The 15,298-nt window shown below is 72.6% G+C and carries 15 protein-coding genes and 1 other RNA gene; 5 read left to right on the forward strand and 11 right to left on the reverse strand.

Annotated elements, in window-relative coordinates; genetic code table 11:
• The first annotated feature begins 148 nt into the window (after window positions 1-148).
• The 3 genes from map (at window position 149) to rnpB (ending at window position 2,423) form a co-directional block, all read left to right on the forward strand.
• Entirely contained in the window at window positions 149-1,012 is an 864-nt protein-coding gene (gene map, locus ITJ69_RS07140) for a type I methionyl aminopeptidase (protein WP_194672419.1), read from the forward strand.
• 58 nt (window positions 1,013-1,070) lie between these two features.
• Window positions 1,071-1,820: a polyphosphate--glucose phosphotransferase gene (gene ppgK / locus ITJ69_RS07145; protein ID WP_194672420.1), complete on the forward strand. Its 750-nt coding sequence runs from the start codon at window positions 1,071-1,073 to the stop codon at window positions 1,818-1,820.
• A gap of 242 nt (window positions 1,821-2,062) precedes the next feature.
• Window positions 2,063-2,423: RNase P RNA component class A (gene rnpB, locus ITJ69_RS07150), an RNA gene on the forward strand.
• Between the two features lie 288 nt (window positions 2,424-2,711).
• Here the strand turns inward: rnpB and ITJ69_RS07155 are convergent.
• From ITJ69_RS07155 to ITJ69_RS07205, 11 genes are all read right to left on the reverse strand, one after another.
• Complete coding sequence (locus ITJ69_RS07155) at window positions 2,712-3,446, reverse strand: zinc ribbon domain-containing protein (RefSeq protein ID WP_123938186.1); 735 nt, start codon at window positions 3,444-3,446, stop codon at window positions 2,712-2,714.
• Between the two features lie 2 nt (window positions 3,447-3,448).
• Entirely contained in the window at window positions 3,449-4,294 is an 846-nt protein-coding gene (locus ITJ69_RS07160; RefSeq protein WP_194672421.1) for a Nif3-like dinuclear metal center hexameric protein, read from the reverse strand.
• 71 nt (window positions 4,295-4,365) lie between these two features.
• A complete protein-coding gene (locus ITJ69_RS07165; RefSeq protein WP_194672422.1) occupies window positions 4,366-5,466 on the reverse strand; it encodes a hypothetical protein in 1,101 nt (366 codons plus the stop codon).
• 118 nt (window positions 5,467-5,584) lie between these two features.
• On the reverse strand, window positions 5,585-6,169 hold the full coding sequence (locus tag ITJ69_RS07170; protein WP_194672423.1) for an RBBP9/YdeN family alpha/beta hydrolase: 585 nt from the start codon (window positions 6,167-6,169) through the stop codon (window positions 5,585-5,587).
• 29 nt (window positions 6,170-6,198) lie between these two features.
• Window positions 6,199-7,158 carry a helix-turn-helix transcriptional regulator gene (locus ITJ69_RS07175; protein ID WP_194672424.1) on the reverse strand — a complete coding sequence of 320 codons (960 nt, stop codon included), beginning with the start codon at window positions 7,156-7,158 and terminating at the stop codon, window positions 6,199-6,201.
• Window positions 7,159-7,271: 113 nt separating this feature from the next.
• Window positions 7,272-7,685 (reverse strand): ATP-binding protein, encoded by a 414-nt coding sequence (locus ITJ69_RS07180; protein ID WP_123292662.1) that lies wholly within the window; start codon window positions 7,683-7,685, stop codon window positions 7,272-7,274.
• On the reverse strand, window positions 7,685-8,020 hold the full coding sequence (locus ITJ69_RS07185; protein WP_123292661.1) for an STAS domain-containing protein: 336 nt from the start codon (window positions 8,018-8,020) through the stop codon (window positions 7,685-7,687). Before ITJ69_RS07185 ends, ITJ69_RS07180 begins: the two co-directional genes overlap by 1 nt.
• A 60-nt stretch (window positions 8,021-8,080) precedes the next feature.
• A complete protein-coding gene (locus ITJ69_RS07190; protein WP_323743049.1) occupies window positions 8,081-9,289 on the reverse strand; it encodes a multidrug effflux MFS transporter in 1,209 nt (402 codons plus the stop codon).
• Window positions 9,290-9,617: 328 nt separating this feature from the next.
• A complete protein-coding gene (locus tag ITJ69_RS07195; protein ID WP_194672426.1) occupies window positions 9,618-12,275 on the reverse strand; it encodes a phosphoenolpyruvate carboxylase in 2,658 nt (885 codons plus the stop codon).
• 277 nt (window positions 12,276-12,552) lie between these two features.
• Complete coding sequence (locus ITJ69_RS07200) at window positions 12,553-12,846, reverse strand: DUF2470 domain-containing protein (protein WP_323743050.1); 294 nt, start codon at window positions 12,844-12,846, stop codon at window positions 12,553-12,555.
• Window positions 12,843-13,526 carry a heme oxygenase (biliverdin-producing) gene (locus ITJ69_RS07205; protein WP_194672427.1) on the reverse strand — a complete coding sequence of 228 codons (684 nt, stop codon included), beginning with the start codon at window positions 13,524-13,526 and terminating at the stop codon, window positions 12,843-12,845. The genes ITJ69_RS07200 and ITJ69_RS07205 overlap by 4 nt, the downstream gene beginning before the upstream one ends.
• Before the next feature lie 58 nt (window positions 13,527-13,584).
• Here ITJ69_RS07205 and ITJ69_RS07210 point away from each other — a divergent pair, with 58 nt between their 5' ends.
• Together ITJ69_RS07210 and ITJ69_RS07215 are read left to right on the forward strand one after the other, a co-directional pair.
• The gene (locus ITJ69_RS07210) at window positions 13,585-14,430 is read left to right on the forward strand and encodes a siderophore-interacting protein (protein WP_194672428.1); all 846 of its coding nucleotides are present in this window, start codon (window positions 13,585-13,587) and stop codon (window positions 14,428-14,430) included.
• Window positions 14,431-14,713: 283 nt separating this feature from the next.
• The gene (locus tag ITJ69_RS07215; protein ID WP_194672429.1) at window positions 14,714-15,280 is read left to right on the forward strand and encodes a GIY-YIG nuclease family protein; all 567 of its coding nucleotides are present in this window, start codon (window positions 14,714-14,716) and stop codon (window positions 15,278-15,280) included.
• Window positions 15,281-15,298: the final 18 nt, after the last annotated feature.

Raw genomic sequence — 15,298 nt, forward strand, 5'->3', positions numbered from 1 at the left:
GGTGCCGGTCCGGCGGACCGGCACCGGGCCTCCAGGCGGTCACGCCCACCCCGTCGGGCCGCACCCTAGGGCGGTCACGCCCACCCCGTCGGGCCGCACCGTAGGGCGGTTGCGCTCGGCGCGTCGCGCCGCGGCTAGAGTGGTCGGCATGCCCCGGGACGAACACGGACACCTGACCGCCGGCCGCGTCTCCCCGCTCCGGACCGTCCCGAAGGACATCGAACGCCCGGAGTACGTCGGCAAGGTCGAACCGCACGAGCACGGCCTCGGTGACACGTACTCCCCCGACGAGGTCGAGCGCATCCGCACCGCCGGCCGCATCGCGTCCCAGGCCATCGACGCCGTCGGCGCGGCGATCCGTCCGGGCGTGACCACCGACGAACTCGACCGCATCGGCCACGACTTCGTCGTCGCACACGGCGCCTACCCGTCGACGCTCGGGTACCGCGGGTACCCGAAGTCACTGTGCTCGAGCCTCAACGAGGTCATCTGCCACGGCATCCCCGACGACACCGTCCTGCAGGAGGGCGACCTCGTCAACATCGACATCACCGCCTACAAGGACGGGATGCACGGCGACACAAACCGCACGTTCATCGTCGGGCAGGCGTCGCAGGAGGTGTCGGACCTGGTGACGCGGACCGAAGAAGCGCTCCGACGCGGCATCAAGGCCGTGGCCCCCGGCCGGGAGGTGAACGTCATCGGCCGCGCCATCGAGGCGTACGCGAAGCGCTTCGGCTACGGAGTCGTCCGCGACTACACCGGCCACGGTGTCGGTCGTGCCTTCCACTCCGGCCTGATCATCCCGCACTACGACGCGCCGCAGTACGACGACGTCATCGAGCAGGGCATGGTGTTCACCATCGAACCCATGTTGACCCTCGGCGGGATCGAGGCCGACATCTGGTCCGACGACTGGACGGTCTCGACGCGCGACAAGTCGTGGACCGCGCAGTTCGAGCACACCCTCGTCGTCACCGAACGCGGCGCGGAGCTCCTCACCGTCTCCTGACCGGACACCCCTTCCTGACCGGGCACTCCGGCAGGCAACCGAAAGGCACGACAACCTCATGACCTCCCTCGCAGTCGGCGTCGACATCGGTGGTACGGGCATCAAGGGCGCGATCGTCGACGTCGCGTCCGGTGAACTGACCACGGACCGCATCAAGAAGGCCACCCCGGAAGGCGGGAAGCCCCACGACATCACCGCCGTCGTCGCCTCGATCCTCGACGAACTCGCACCCGCGGCCGACGTCCCCGTCGGCGTGTGCTTCCCCGCGATCGTGCGGGACGGCAAGACCATGTCGGCTGCGAACGTGTCGAAGAAGTGGATCGGCTTCGAGGCCGAAGCGCTGTTCGAGAAGGAGCTCGGCCGCGCGATCCACTTCGTCAACGACGCCGACGCCGCCGGGTTCGCCGAGCAGCAGTTCGGCGCGGCGAAGGGCAAGGACGGCCTGGTGATCGTGACGACGCTGGGCACCGGGATCGGCAGCGCGCTCATCAACGACGGTGTGCTCATCGTGAACTCGGAGCTCGGACACCTGGAGATCGACGGGCACGACGCCGAGTCGCGCGCGTCCTTCGCTGCCAAGGAGCGCGACGACCTGTCGTGGAAGCACTGGGCGAAGCGCCTGCAGACCTACTACTCGACGCTCGAGGCCCTGCTCTCCCCCGAGCTCTTCGTCGTCGGCGGCGGCGTGTCGAAGCAGTACGAGGAGTTCCTGCCGCTGCTCGACCTGCAGGCGAAGATCATCCCGGCGACCCTGCGCAACAACGCCGGCATCATCGGCGCGGCGACCCTGGCTGCCCGGAGCGCCTGACCCGGCGGTCGGTCGGACGATCGAGCCCGCACTGGCCCGCACCGTGCGGCGTGGGAGTCGTTCGCTGCGGTTCGACGCGCCCCGCCGCTGGCGCCGAGGTTCCACGACTCGCCGCCTGCGGTGCGCCGAGGTTCCACGGAGCCCCCTCGTGCGCGCCGACATGCCGAGATCTCGGAACCTCGGGGCGCGGGCACGGGCGGGCACGGGCACGGGCACGGGGCCGGTACACTCGGACCTGCGAATGGGTCGGTGAGACGGTCGCGTCACTCCCCCGGGAGTGCCGAGGAACGTCCGGGCTCCACAGAGCAGGGCGGTGGGTAACACCCACCCGGAGCAATCCGCGAGACAGTGCCACAGAAAGCAGACCGCCGGCGGCAACGTCGGTAAGGGTGAAACGGTGGTGTAAGAGACCACCAGGGGTCCGGGTGACCGGATCCGCTCGGTAAACCTCGCCCGGAGCAAGGTCAGACAGAGGACGCTGAGGCTGCTCGCCGAGTCCTCGGGTAGACCGCTGGAGGCCGACGGCAACGTCGGTCCGAGAGAGATGGCCGTCACCGCCGTGCAAGCGGCGGGACAGAACCCGGCGTACGGCCGGCCCATTCGCCCCACTTCCACGAGACCCGTGCTCGACGCATGGTGCGGCGCTCGCGATCCCGTGCGAGGTTGCACGCTCGGTGCAGCGTCACAAGGCCGCACCGAGCGTGCAACCTCGCACCAGGCGACGGACCCCGCACCGTGCGCCCCCGCGCCGCCACACCCCGCACCGTGCGCCCCCGCGCCGCCACACCCCGCACCGTGCGCCCCCGCGCCGCCACATCCCGCACCGTGCACCACAGACGGCAGGCGCGGTGCCAGCTGGCACCGCGCCTGCCGTCGACAGCGTGCGAGCGCCTACAGCCCGGACTCGGCCGTCCGCACCAGGATCGCGTCGCTGTCCGGGCACAGCACCACGTCGTCCGGCGCGGCCCGGCGGATGTCCTGCAGGTCCGAGTTGTTCAGCGCCACGCCCGACGCCGTCGACACCCCACCCTGCAGCAGCGACGCACCGAAGCCGTAGCGGGCACGCTGCCGGTCGTAGAGCGCGAGCAGCTCGGCCGGCACCTTCGCGGCGACGTCGGCCCGGGCCTGCTCGGCAGAGGCACGGTCGGACGACAGCCGCGCGATCTCGGCGTCACGCTCGGCGACCAGGCTGGAGCGGGCGGCTTCGACGTCGGCGAGCTGCGCCTCGATGTCGCCGACCCGGGCGCGGAGGCCGTCGAGGTTCTCCATGACCTCGAGTTCGGCGGTCTCGAGGCCACCGATGCGGCGCTGCAGCGACTCGAGCTCGTTCTGCAGGCCGGTCGCGTCCTTCGAGTTCGACACGTTCTGCAGCATCGTGGTGTCGCGCTCGACGCGGGCCTGCGCGGTGGCGGTGTCGGACTCCAGGCGGGCGAGTTCGCGTTCGGCGTCCTCGACCAGGCCGGTCGCGGCGACGAGTTCGCTGCGCAGCCCGGCGGCCTTGGTGCCGAGTCCGGTGAGCTGGTCGCCCTTCTGCAGCGACGTGATGCGGTGCGCGATGCGGGTGACGTCGTTGTCGAGTCGTTGGACGTCGAGGAGGATGACCTGGTCCTCGGGTGCTGCCTTCATGGTCAGACTCCTTCAGTGGGGGTGGTGGGTTCGGCCGCCGGCAGGACCGCGAAGTCCCACGGGTCGGTGCGGAGGTCGCTCACGGTGACCCGGACGCCGGCAGCCTGGCGCAGTTGCGCGGCCGCGACGTCGAGCCAGAGCCACTCGGTGGCCCAGTGCGAGGTGTCGATGAGGGCGGGACCGCCGCCGAGCAGCGCCTGCTCGCGGAACTCGGACGCCGGGTGGTGGCGGAGGTCGCTCGTGATGTACACGTCGGCAGCGAGGACGGCGGGGTGGCCGAGCAGCGAGTCCCCCGCGCCGGCGCACAGTGCCACGGTGCGGACGGGCTGGTCGAAGTCGCCGGACACCCGGACCCCGGTCGCGGTGGGCGGCAGCAGGTCGACGAGTTTCCGTGCCAGGGCGCCGAGGGTCGTGCCCTCGGCGAGGACCCCGACGCGGCCGATGCCCGTCGCGGGGTCGGCGCCCGCGTCGAGCGGACGCTGGTCGGTGAGGCCGATCCGGTCGGCGAGCACGGCCGAGGTACCGGTGGTGACGACGTCGGCGTTGGTGTGGGCCGCGATCAGGGCGCTGCCACCGCGCACGAGGGTCGCGAGGACGCTGCCCTTGTACGTCGACTCGGCGATCGTCGTGACGCCGCGGAGCAGGAGCGGGTGGTGCGTGAGCAGGAGCCCGGCACCGAGCTCGACCGCTTCACGTGCGGTCGCGGGGAGGGCGTCGACGGCCAGGTGGACGTGCTCGACGGTGGCGTCCGGGTCCCCGGCGACCAGTCCGACGGCGTCCCACGACTCGGCTCCTGCGGCGGGCCACAGGTCTTCGATCACGGCCTGGAGTTCGCGGAGCGTCGGCATCCGGTCAGTCTACCGAGGCGACCGCGTCGGCACCGGCAGCCGGTCCGCGCGGGGTGATCCGGGCCTCCCGGTCAGCGGCGACCGAGCGCACGGAGCAGGCCGGCGACGAGTCGCGACCACCAGCCGGGCCGGGCCGGCTCGTCGGTGCCGGTTTCGGTGTCGGTGCCGGTTTCGGTGTCGAAGCTCGCCGGTGCGGCCGTCTCGACGACGGGTACGGCGATCACGTCCGGCAGCACGACGGGCGTGCTCGCGGTCGTGCCCTGGTGGGCGGTGAGGGCGGCCGCGAACGCGGCACGGTCGATGACCGTCGGCCCGGTGGCGGGCTGGACGAGCGGCGTGGGTCGCGTGTTCGCGGACACCGGCGACACGGCCGGGAGGCCCAGCACCGGTCGCACGGGCTCGTCGCGTTCCGGGGCGACCAGCGCCACGGCCGGGGTCGCCGTGACGACGTCGGCTGCCGGTGCGGCTGCTGCCGCCGGTGCGGGGCGGACCACGGCCACCGCGGGAGCGGGGGCGACGCCGGTCACGACGGCGACCGGAGCGGTCGCGGCACGGCGGGCGGCTGCACGGTCGCGACGGTCCGACTCGGCGGCGGCGTCCTCGAGCAGGTCCGCGAAGACGGTCTGGGCGAAGGCGCGGGCTGCGGTGACCTCCGGGTCGTCCGCGCCGTCGACGGTGGCCTCCCAGGCGGCGAGGCGGGCGAGGTCCTCGTCGCGGCGACGGACCTCGTCCTCGAGCAGGACGATCCGCTCGATGGTGCTGCGACCGGTGGACGACGAGACCTGGATCGCGAGGTCCTCGATGCGCAGGGCGAGGCGCTCCGGCGGTTCGGGGAACGACGGTGCGCAGACGGCGGCGTGCCGGGCGCGGTCGCGGCGGAACGCGGGAGCTGCGGGCGCGGTGCTGGCTTCAGGCGCGGTGCTGGCTTCGGGCGCGGCGACTGCTGCAGCCGCGGTGCTGGCGTCCGGCGTCTGGACAGCGGTGGCGTCCGGCGTCTGGACAGCGGTGGCGTCGGCCACGGCGCCGGGGCGCTGCACCGGGCCGGTGACGGGCGGGACCACGAGGTCCGCCACGTACGGCGTGCGCGTCGCCGGGGCGTCGCGGAGCCACTCCTCGACCTCGCGACCGATCGGGTCGACGAGGGGGGTGCGTGCACCGGACTGGGTCTCCATGTCCGAAGGATAAATATCGCGCGCGCCGAAACTCGGGACATCCGCGGTGTGTCGCAGCAATCCCTGCCATATCGCCCCGAACGTGAACGGCGTGTCGCCCGTCGCCCCGGGGGTCGGGTCAGAGCGTCCGCTCGAACGCGCCGAGGAGCTCCCGACCGGCGGGCCAGGCGCCGACACCGCTGGCGACGTTGACGTGGCCGAGCGGGCCGACCCGGAGTACCGCGGCCCCCATCGTCTCCGCGAACGCCAGAGCACGGTCGGCGGTGCAGTACGGGTCGTCGTCGCTCACCACCAGGCGGGTCGGAACGCGGGCCGCTGCGGTGCCGACCGGGATCGGGCGGGGCGCGGGGAACCCGGAGGCGGCCGCGGGGAAGCCCGGTGCCGCGGGGTCCGGCGGCGCAACGAGGAAGGCGCCGGCGACGGTGGGACCGGCGGCTCCCGCGACGGCTGCGGCGTCTGCGACGAGCCAGTCGGCGACGGCGAGCACGCCCAGGCTGTGCGCGACGAGCACCGGCGGTTCGGCGCACGACGCGACCGCGCGGGAGATGGCGTCTCGCCAGTCCCCCGGGTCCGGCTCACCCCAGGACGCCGGTGCGATGCGGACGGCGTCGTCGCCACACTCCCGCTGCCAGACGGACTGCCAGTGCTCCGCGTCGGAGTTCCAGATCCCGGGCACGATCACCCACGGTCGAGGTCTGCTCACCCGGGCAGCGTAGCGAACCCCGGACGGACCTAGCGCTGCAGGGTGTCGCGCGGGTACTCGGAGAAGCGCGCCGCGTACGCCGCCGAGAACCGGCCGAGGTGTGCGAAGCCCCACCGCATCGCCACGCTCGCCACGGTCAGGTCGCCCGTCGACGCACGGCGGAGCTCCTCGCGCACCCGATCGAGACGGATCCCGCGCAGCATCGCGTTCGGGGCGGTGCCGACCTGCCGCTGGAACGCCTGCTGCAGGCCGCGGACGCTCAACCCGACGTGCTCGGCGACGTCGGTGGTCGAGATCGGCGTGTGCGCGAAGGCGTGCATGTACTCGACGGCCTCGCGGACACGGCCCGTGGCGCCCTGCGGCAGGGGGACGTCCGGGGCCAGCAGCTTGTGCGGGAAGGTCCGGAGCAGGGACCGGGCGGTGTCCCGCGCGACCTCGGCCAGGGCGAGCGAACTGACCGACGCCCGACCGAGCACGACCGCCGCGGCACGCTGGACCTGCGCGTTCCAGCCCCGCAGCTCGGCCGTGCGCGGCGTCGCCGTGTGGTCGAAGACGAGCGGACCCGGCTGCGCACCGTGGACCTCGGCGGCGACGCGCTCCAGGGCGGTGCGGTCGAACTGCACCAGGCTCTGTCGGACGTCCTGCAGGTCGAAGGCGAAGGGACGGCCGGTCGGGAACATCATCGGGGCGGCGGGCGTGAACGCGACCTCTTGCCGGCCGATGTCGACGCGCCCGCCGCCGTCCGTGATCCACATGACGACGTACTCGTCGCGGACGTCCAGCTCACCCTGCATCCGCGCGTCGAACCGGGTCGACCGGAACGACATCACGTCGTCGCCGACGACGCGGAAACGGTACGCGAACGGACGCTCCGTGCGGGTCGCGGTGAAGCCCACACTGGCGTAGGCGTCCTCGTACATGTGCACGGCAGCGTCGAGATCGGCCCCCGACGTCTCGAAGCTGATCCTGGGATCCGGTTCGGCTGTCATCGCGCGAATCGTGACACGGCGGCCAGGAACCCCGGGAATCCCCCGCGGCACCTTGCGGATTGTGGCCCACGGAGTGCGCGAGACGGACGAAGCGACGGGTCACGTGGTGGCGGTCAGTGACGGGCGCGCAGGACCGTCCACCGGTTCTCGTCGGCGATCCGCTCGTACCGCAGGTCGTCCACGACCATCCGGACCAGGGCGAGTCCGCGGCCGCTCTCGGCGAGTCCGTCGGGCAACTCGGCCGACTCGGTGTCCACGGCGGCGGCGACGCCGTCGTCGGAGAGCAGTGCGGCGAACCGGTCCGCTCCGATCTCGAGGCGCAGGCGGCAGGAGACGCCCTCCGGGCGTGTCCCGTGCTCGATCACGTTCGAGGTCAGTTCGACGATCGCGAGTTCGAGGGCCATCCGGTCCTCGACGGAGACCGTGGGCTCGTGCTGCCACACGCCCGCCAGGAACTCGTGCACGGCGGACACGTCGTCCGGCGGGCACGACAACGCGAGCGTGTGCTCGGCAGCCGGGGCAGTCATCACCAGTCGGTGACCGCAGCGTCCCCGTCGGGGTACGTGCGGAGGATCTTGTCGATGTTGGAGAGCTGCAGGACCATCTGCACCTGCTCGGACGGCGCTGCGATGCGGAGGTCGCCGCCCGCCTGCCGCGCGGTCTTCAGGCTTCCGACCAGCGCGCCGAGCCCGGACGAGTCCATGAACTCGACGCCGGAGAGCTCGACCACGACGCGGGCACGTCCGTTGTCGACGACCTTCGCGACCGCCTCGCGGAACTCGGGGGCGGACACCATGTTGAGGCGCCCGCTGCACTCGAGTACCGCGGTGTCGGGCTGCGCTTCGTGTACGACGATGTCCATGCCGGGTGGTCTCCTCTGATCGGTGCGCCTTGCAACCAGCAACCTACCGGCTCCGCCGCGTCAGGTCCCGCTGCGATCCCGACGCGTCGCGGTGACCTGCACCACGACGGCTGCGGCCATGAGTGCTGCCATGACTCCGCCCATCGCCAGCGCGGTCCCGCCGAGCGCGCCAGCGAGCGGTGTCCCGAGGCCGCCGATCCCGAACGTCAGGCCGCCCTGCAGGGCCGCGGCCGTCCCCGGGTGCGCCGCCCCGACGTGCTGCGTCCGGGTCATCGCCGCGGGCAGCACGAAGCCCCACGCACCCGTGACGACCGCGAGGGCGCACCAGACCGGCACCGGACCGAGGTCGAGCAGCGCCGAGACGAGGACCGCCGCCGCACCTGCGGTGCCGACGAGCAGTCCGACGGTGAGCAGGGAGTCCTCGGAGAACCGTCCGACGACCCGGCCGAACACCAGCGTGGTGACGATCATCATCGAGGCGTTCGTGGCGAAGACCAGCGTGTACAGGCCCTCGGAGAAGCCGAACTGGGTCTGGAACACGAACGAGCTGGTCGCGATGTACGCGAAGAACCCCACGGTGGACAGCACCCCGCTCAGCACGTACGCCCGGAACCGCGGGATCGCCAGCAGTTCACGGATGCGTCGACCGTTCGCGGCGAAGCCCACGCGCCCGCGTCGCTCCGGCGGCAGGGTCTCGCGGAACCGCAGCACCACCATCGCGAAGAACAGCGCGCCGAGCACCGCCAGCACGACGAACATGATCCGCCACGTGCCGAACGTCAGCACGGCGCCTCCGGCCAGCGGTGCCACGACGGGGCCGATCGCGTTGATCGCGGCGAGCGTGCCGAAGACCTTCGCCATCCGGGTCCCGCTCGCCACGTCCGACACCATCGCCCGGCCGGCGACCGCTCCGGCCGCCCCGCCGAGCCCCTGGGCGATGCGGGCGAGGACGAGCGTGACGACGTCCGGCGCGAGGGCGCACCCGACCGAGGCGAGCGCGAACACCGCGGTGCCGACGACGAGCATCGGCCGCCGACCGACCCCGTCGCTGACGGGTCCGACGAGCAACTGCCCGACCGCGAAGGCGACGAGGAACGCCGTGAGCGACAACTGCACGGCACCGGGGGTCGTGCCGAGGTCGTGGGCGATCTGCGGCAGCGCCGGGATGTACATGTCGGTGGCGAACGGCGACACCCCGACGATCAGGGCCAGCGGCACGATCGGCGGCAGGGTGGTCGTGGTCGGTTTCCGGGTGCGCTCCGTCGTCACGACCGACACGCTACGCGCACCCGAATCGATTCGACGGGGGTACGGCGTGCGTGCAGGCGGACAGGAGCGCGCCGCTCACGTCTGCCGAGTGGTCACTAACCGTCGCACGGCGACCGGGCAGCCGACGTCGCGTGACCGCTCGGCGGTGCAGCCCTGGACGTGCGCGGCGCCGGACGGGAGGCCCGGGACAGCGCCGCCACGGGCCTCCCGTCCGCCACGGCGAGCGGACACGGCGCGCCGCTCACGTCCGCCGAGTGGTCGCGAACCGTCGCGCGGCGACAACGGAGCCGACGGTTCGTGACCACTCGGCGGTGCGGGGCTGCCGGCGTCAGCCGGTGTTCTGCAGGCCGGCGGCGATCCCGTTCACGGTGAGCAGGAGCAGACGGTGGTCGGCGTCGGTCGGATCGGTGCTGCCCGTCGTCCGGATGGACCGGAGCGCGCGGAGCTGCAGGTGCGACAGGGCGTCGACGTAGGGGCTGCGCAGGCGCACGGCCCGGGCCAGGACCGGACGGTCCTCGAGCACGTCGCTGCCACCCGAGATCCGGAGCACCCAGTCACGGGTCCGCGTCATCTCGTCGAGCACCTTGGCGGCGAGGTCGTCGCGGTCCGCGAGCTCGAGGTACCGGCGGGCGATGTGCTCGTCGGTCTTCGCGAGCGACATCTCGACGTTCTTGATCATCGCGCCGAACAGCGGCCACTCGGCGTAGGCGGCACGCAGGACGTCGACGTCACCGACCGCCTCGAGCGCGGAGCCGAGCCCGTACCAGCCGGCCAGGTTGATCCGCGCCTGCGTCCACGAGAACACCCACGGGATCGCCCGGAGGTCCTCGAGCGACTCGACCGACAGCCCGCGGCGGGCCGGGCGGGAGCCGAGCGGGAGCAGACCGATCTCCTCCATCGGGGTGACCCGTGCGAACCACGGAGCGAACCCGTCCGCCTTGACCAGGTCGTAGAACGCGACGCGCGAGACGTCGTCCAGCTGCTGCGCGAGGTCGGCGAACCGGATGGCAGCAGCGGCCGTGCGCGCCTCGTTGGACGGCGACGACGCGAACAGGGTGGCCGAGGCCATCTGCTCGAGGTGACGGGCCGCGATGTCCTGGTCGCCGTACTGCGCGAAGATGACCTCGCCCTGTTCGGTGAGCTTCAGGCGACCGTCGATCGATCCCGGCGGCTGCGCGAGGACGGCCTCGTTGGCCGGCCCGCCGCCGCGGCCGAGCGAACCGCCGCGACCGTGGAACAGGGTGAGCTCGACCTCGTTGTCCCGCGCCCAGTCGGCGATGCGGGCCTGGGCGTCGTAGAGCGCCAGGTTCGCGGAGACCGGACCGACGTCCTTCGACGAGTCCGAGTAGCCGAGCATGACCTCGAGCCGACGGCCGGTGGCGGCCAGACGACGCTGGAACGTCTCGGTGCGGACGGCCTCGTCGAGGATGTCGACGCTGGCGTGCAGGTCGGCGAAGGTCTCGAAGAGCGGGATGACGTCGAGCACCGGGGCGGCCTCGGGCGAGCCGAGTGCGGCGACGGCGAGTTCGTGCACGTTCGCCAGGTCCGCCGCCGACTGCGTGAAGGACACGATGTACCGACTGGCGGCACGGACGCCGTAGCGGTCCTGCAGGTCGGCGATGGTCCGGAAGACCGCGAGGACCTCTTCGGTGGTCTCGCTCAGCGCGCCGCCGGCCCGGATCTCCGCCAGGGCCGTGCGGTGCACCTGCGAGTGCTGCCGGACCTCGAGCTCGGCCAGGTGGAACCCGAAGGTCTCGACCTGCCAGATGAGGTTCTGCAGCTCACCGTTCGCCGGCCGGATCGCGCCGGCGGCGACGAGCGACGCCTGGATCGTCCGGAGGTCGGCGAGCAGGGCGTCCGGGCCGTGGTACGCGAGCGGCGTCGTGCCCTGGCGGGTGGCGTCGATGCGCGCGGCCGTGAACAGGAGCGCGCGGCGGTGGGTCTCGTTCGGGGCGCGGACGCCGATGCGCTCGGCGATGCCCGGGTCGAGCGACTCCTGCGCCGCCACGAGCGCGGCGAGCCCAGCGTCGGCCGGGGTGTCGCTCGCGTCGAGGGTCAGGGCGCTGCCGATGCGGGTGGTGGCACGGGTGAGCCCGATCAGGATGTGCTCGGCCGCGATCTCCGCAGCCTGGCGCGTGATGTCGGCGGTCACGTGCGGGTTGCCGTCGCGGTCGCCGCCGATCCAGGTACCGAACCGCACGAACGCGGGTGCCGTCACCGGTGCGCGACCGGCGTCGTCGCCCTGCAGCCGGTCGTCGAGCAGGCGGTAGACCTGCGGGACGATCTCGAACAGCGTCTGGTCGAAGACGCTCATGGCCGTGCGGACCTCGTCGAGCGGGGTCGGACGGGTCGTGCGGAGCGGCGAGGTGCGCAGGAGCGTCGTGATCTCCTCGAGCAGCCGTCGCTCGTTCTCGGCACGCGCGGTGGCGTTCTTCGAGCGGTCACGCTCGTCGATGAGGTCCGTGATGCGCCGCACGCCCGTGGTCACCGCACGACGGCGGGCCTCGGTCGGGTGTGCGGTCAGCACCGGGTGGAACTGCAGCGTCCGGAGTCGCTCGGCCGCCTCGGCCTCACCGACCTCGGCCACGAGTTCCGCGTAGGTCGCCGGGAACGAGTCGCCGGCCAGGCCGCCGTCGTCGCCGCGCTGCCGGAGCACCCGCACGCGGTGGTGCTCCTCGGCCAGGTTCGTGAGGTGGAAGTACGTCGTGAAGGCCTGCGCCACCGCTTCGGCGCGCTCGGCCGACATCGCGGACACGAGGGTCTGCGCGCGGGCAGCACCCTCGGCGTGGTCGCCCTCGTAGGCGTCGATCACGGCCGCACGCAGCGACTCCACGTCACGCAGCAGCTCGTCGCCGCCGTTCTCGCGCAGCACCCGGCCGAGCAGGTTGCCGAGGTAGCGCACGTCGGCGCGCAGGTCACTGTCGACCGCGCCGCTGACGTCGTCCCGAGCGCGCTCATGGCGCGCCGATCCGTCGATCGCCGTCATGGGGTCCTTTCGGGGTCGTCCGGGAACACCGTCCCGGCTCCGAGCAGCGTATCGGCCCGCGGCCACCCGTGACGTCGACCGTCCGGACGGACCAGCGGGCAGGGCGCCCGGAACACAGACGCGCGCGCAGCGCAGGCATGCAGGGAGGGGGGGACGCCGGGATCGCGACGCGTCGCGGGAGCACCCCTGCAGTTGCGACGCGGTCCGCGATCCCGGCGGGTCTGTGGTCGGCGCGGATCGGCTCAGATCAGCTCGGATCAGCGCGGATCGGCTCGGTTCAGCTCGGTTCGGCGAGCTGGGCCTGCGCGGCGCAGTGGACCTCGACGATCTGCACCCGCGCCGAGCGGCGGTCGGTCAGCGGCGACGTCCAGGGCACGATGACCTGTTCCTCGTCGCCGTCGTCGAGCCGGGCGAGCCAGACACCGGCGATCGCGTCGATCTCGGTCATCGTCGCGGCCACGGCGGTCGCGGCCCCGTTCGCGCGGACGATCGCCAGGTTGTCGACCGCGTGGTCGGCGTTCATGTGTCGGAGGATCGCTCGGCGCGCCTCGTCGTCGAACGGCTCGGTCACGCGGTCACCGCCACGTCGCCGGCCCCGTCGCTCACCGGGCGACGCCGGGCGTCGAGACCCTCGAGCAGGCCGTTGTTGAGCGAGTACGCCAGTTCGACCTCGGCGATGACCCGCTCCTGCTCGTCGGCCGTCCACGGCGCCGCGTCGAGCTGCGCACGGTAGGTGTCCTTGAAGGCACTCGGGTCCGCGACCTGGTCGAAGATGTAGAACAGGACGCCGTTCGTGTCGAAGCCGAACTGGTCGGAGAGCATCCGCCCGATCATCTGCCCGCCGGACAGGTCGCCGAGGTACCGCGTGTAGTGGTGCGCGACGAAGCCGCCCGGCCACTCGGCCGCGACCTCGTTGAGCCGCCGCACGTACGCCGTCGTGGCGGGGAGCGGGCAGACCAGCTCGGACCAGTCCGGGCCGATCAGGTACTCGAGGTCGGCGCGGATCGCCGGCATCCGGGTCAGCTGCGAGGTGACGAACGGCGCCGCCACCGGGTGGTCCGCCATCCGCTCGGCCGCACGTTCGAGGGCGTCGTAGACGAACGAGTACTGTCCGAGCAACGCCGCGTAGTCGGCGACGTCGCACTTCCCGCCGAGCAGGTCGTGCATGAAGCCGTTCCCGGCCGAGGAACCGTGCGAGCGACGCGTGCGCTTGCGCAGCAGCTCGGAGAACGGGATGACGGTCGTGTCCATGAGGTAAGGCTAACCTTAGTTCGACAAACGTCAAGCAGGAGAGAGGACGCTCGTACCGATGAGCTCCAAGCCCAAACGCCCCCAGCACGTCTTCGTCGTCGCCCGCACCGAGCGACTGTCGCCGCACATGGTGCGCGTCCACCTCGGTGGCCCGGCCTTCGACGACTTCGTGGGCACAGCCGACCCGGACAAGCTGGCCGCCACCGACAAGTACGTCAAGCTCCTGCTCGCCAAGCCGTCGCTCGGCCTCGAGCCCCCGTACGACCTCGAGGAACTGCGCGAGACGCTGCCGAAGCAGGACCGACCGGCCCGCCGGACCTACACGGTGCGGGCTGTCGACCACACCGCGAAGACGATCTCCGTCGACTTCGTCGTGCACGGCGACGACGGGCTCGCCGGGCCCTGGGCCGCAGCGGCGCAGCCCGGCGACAAGCTCGCGCTGTCCGGTCCCGGCGGTGGCTACGCGCCCGTCGACGACCCGGACGTCACCCACGTCCTGCTCGGCGACGACAGCGCCCTGCCGGCCATCGGCGCCGCGCTGGAGTCGATGTCCGACACGGCCACGGGCGTCGCCCTGGTCGAGGTCGCCGGCCCTGCCGACGAGCAGGAGATCGCGCGCCCGGCCGGGGTCGACCTGCGGTGGCTGCACCGCGACGCCACCGGCGCCCAGCCGGGCACGCTCCTGCTGGACGCGGCCCGGGCGCTGCCCCGTGCCTCCCGGCCGGTCCAGGTGTTCGCACACGGCGAGCGGACCGCGATGAAGGCGATCCGTCGGCTGCTGCAGGACGACTGGGGGCTGGAGAAGCGCGAGATGTCGCTGTCGGCCTACTGGGCGCTCGGCCGCGGCGAGGACCAGTTCCAGGAGGAGAAGCGCGAGCCGGTCGGCGTGATCTTCACCGACTGACGGGTCTCGGCCTGCACGGTTCTTCCCAGAGCGGTTGCGGTGGGAAGCGGAAACGGGCGTACCTGGTCGTTCCAACCGACCAGGTACGCCCGTTCCCGGCAGGGACGCCCGGTCCTTCCCAGAACGGACGCGGTGGGAAGCGGGAACGGGCGTACCTGGTCGTTCCAACCGACCAGGTACGCCCGTTCCCGGCAGGGACGCACCGGTCCGGCGCGGGTGCGCGGGTGCGCAGGGCGGCCGGGAGGCCCGGGGCACGTCGGTGGGTCCGGCTAGCGTTCCGAGCATGGTCACCTCGTCGTGCTGCGTGCCGGGTTGCGCGGGCCCCGCTGCGGACGCGCTCACGGTCGTGCCCCTGTGCGCGACGCACGTCACGCTGGTGACCGAGTTCGCGGCCGAGCACGTCGGCGTCGAGGACACCCTGCCGGGCCCGTGCCCGGTGTGCGGATCCCGTGTCGGGGTGCGGTTCCCGACGGCGTTCGTCTGCGCACGGTGCGAGTGGCGGTGGGGCGACGTACCCGACGGCGACCTCGCTCCCCCGCGGGTCGACGTCGTGTACTACCTGCGGATGCGCGACGACTTCGGCGACCGGGTGAAGATCGGCACGACGATGAACCCGAGGCAGCGGCTGGCCGCGATCCCGCACCAGGACCTCCTGGCGTTCGAGCGGGGCGACCGGTCACTCGAACGTCGGCGGCACGCGCAGTTCGCGGCCACCCGGTACCCCGGCACCGAGTGGTTCCGGGCGACACCGGAGCTGCTCGCGCACGTCGACGCCGTCGCGGCCGGTGTGGAGGACCCGTGGGACCTGCACGCCCGGTGGACGAGCGAGGCACTCGCGCTGCGCGGCTGACCGAGCGGGCCGGAGCGC

The sequence above is a fragment of the Curtobacterium sp. VKM Ac-2887 genome, from assembly GCF_015350935.1.
GTDB lineage: Bacteria > Actinomycetota > Actinomycetes > Actinomycetales > Microbacteriaceae > Curtobacterium.

Coding starts and splice junctions, on each gene's coding strand:
- ITJ69_RS07165 (WP_194672422.1), bottom strand. CDS start 5,466: ATGGAGACCCAGTCCGGTGCACGCACCCCCCTCGTCGACCCGATCGGT.
- ITJ69_RS07180 (WP_123292662.1), bottom strand. CDS start 7,685: ATGACTGCCCCGGCTGCCGAGCACACGCTCGCGTTGTCGTGCCCGCCG.
- ITJ69_RS07155 (WP_123938186.1), bottom strand. CDS start 3,446: ATGAAGGCAGCACCCGAGGACCAGGTCATCCTCCTCGACGTCCAACGA.
- ITJ69_RS07210 (WP_194672428.1), top strand. CDS start 13,585: ATGAGCTCCAAGCCCAAACGCCCCCAGCACGTCTTCGTCGTCGCCCGC.
- ppgK (WP_194672420.1), top strand. CDS start 1,071: ATGACCTCCCTCGCAGTCGGCGTCGACATCGGTGGTACGGGCATCAAG.
- ITJ69_RS07160 (WP_194672421.1), bottom strand. CDS start 4,294: ATGCCGACGCTCCGCGAACTCCAGGCCGTGATCGAAGACCTGTGGCCC.
- ITJ69_RS07175 (WP_194672424.1), bottom strand. CDS start 7,158: ATGACAGCCGAACCGGATCCCAGGATCAGCTTCGAGACGTCGGGGGCC.
- ITJ69_RS07205 (WP_194672427.1), bottom strand. CDS start 13,526: ATGGACACGACCGTCATCCCGTTCTCCGAGCTGCTGCGCAAGCGCACG.
- map (WP_194672419.1), top strand. CDS start 149: ATGCCCCGGGACGAACACGGACACCTGACCGCCGGCCGCGTCTCCCCG.
- ITJ69_RS07185 (WP_123292661.1), bottom strand. CDS start 8,020: ATGGACATCGTCGTACACGAAGCGCAGCCCGACACCGCGGTACTCGAG.
- ITJ69_RS07215 (WP_194672429.1), top strand. CDS start 14,714: ATGGTCACCTCGTCGTGCTGCGTGCCGGGTTGCGCGGGCCCCGCTGCG.
- ITJ69_RS07195 (WP_194672426.1), bottom strand. CDS start 12,275: ATGACGGCGATCGACGGATCGGCGCGCCATGAGCGCGCTCGGGACGAC.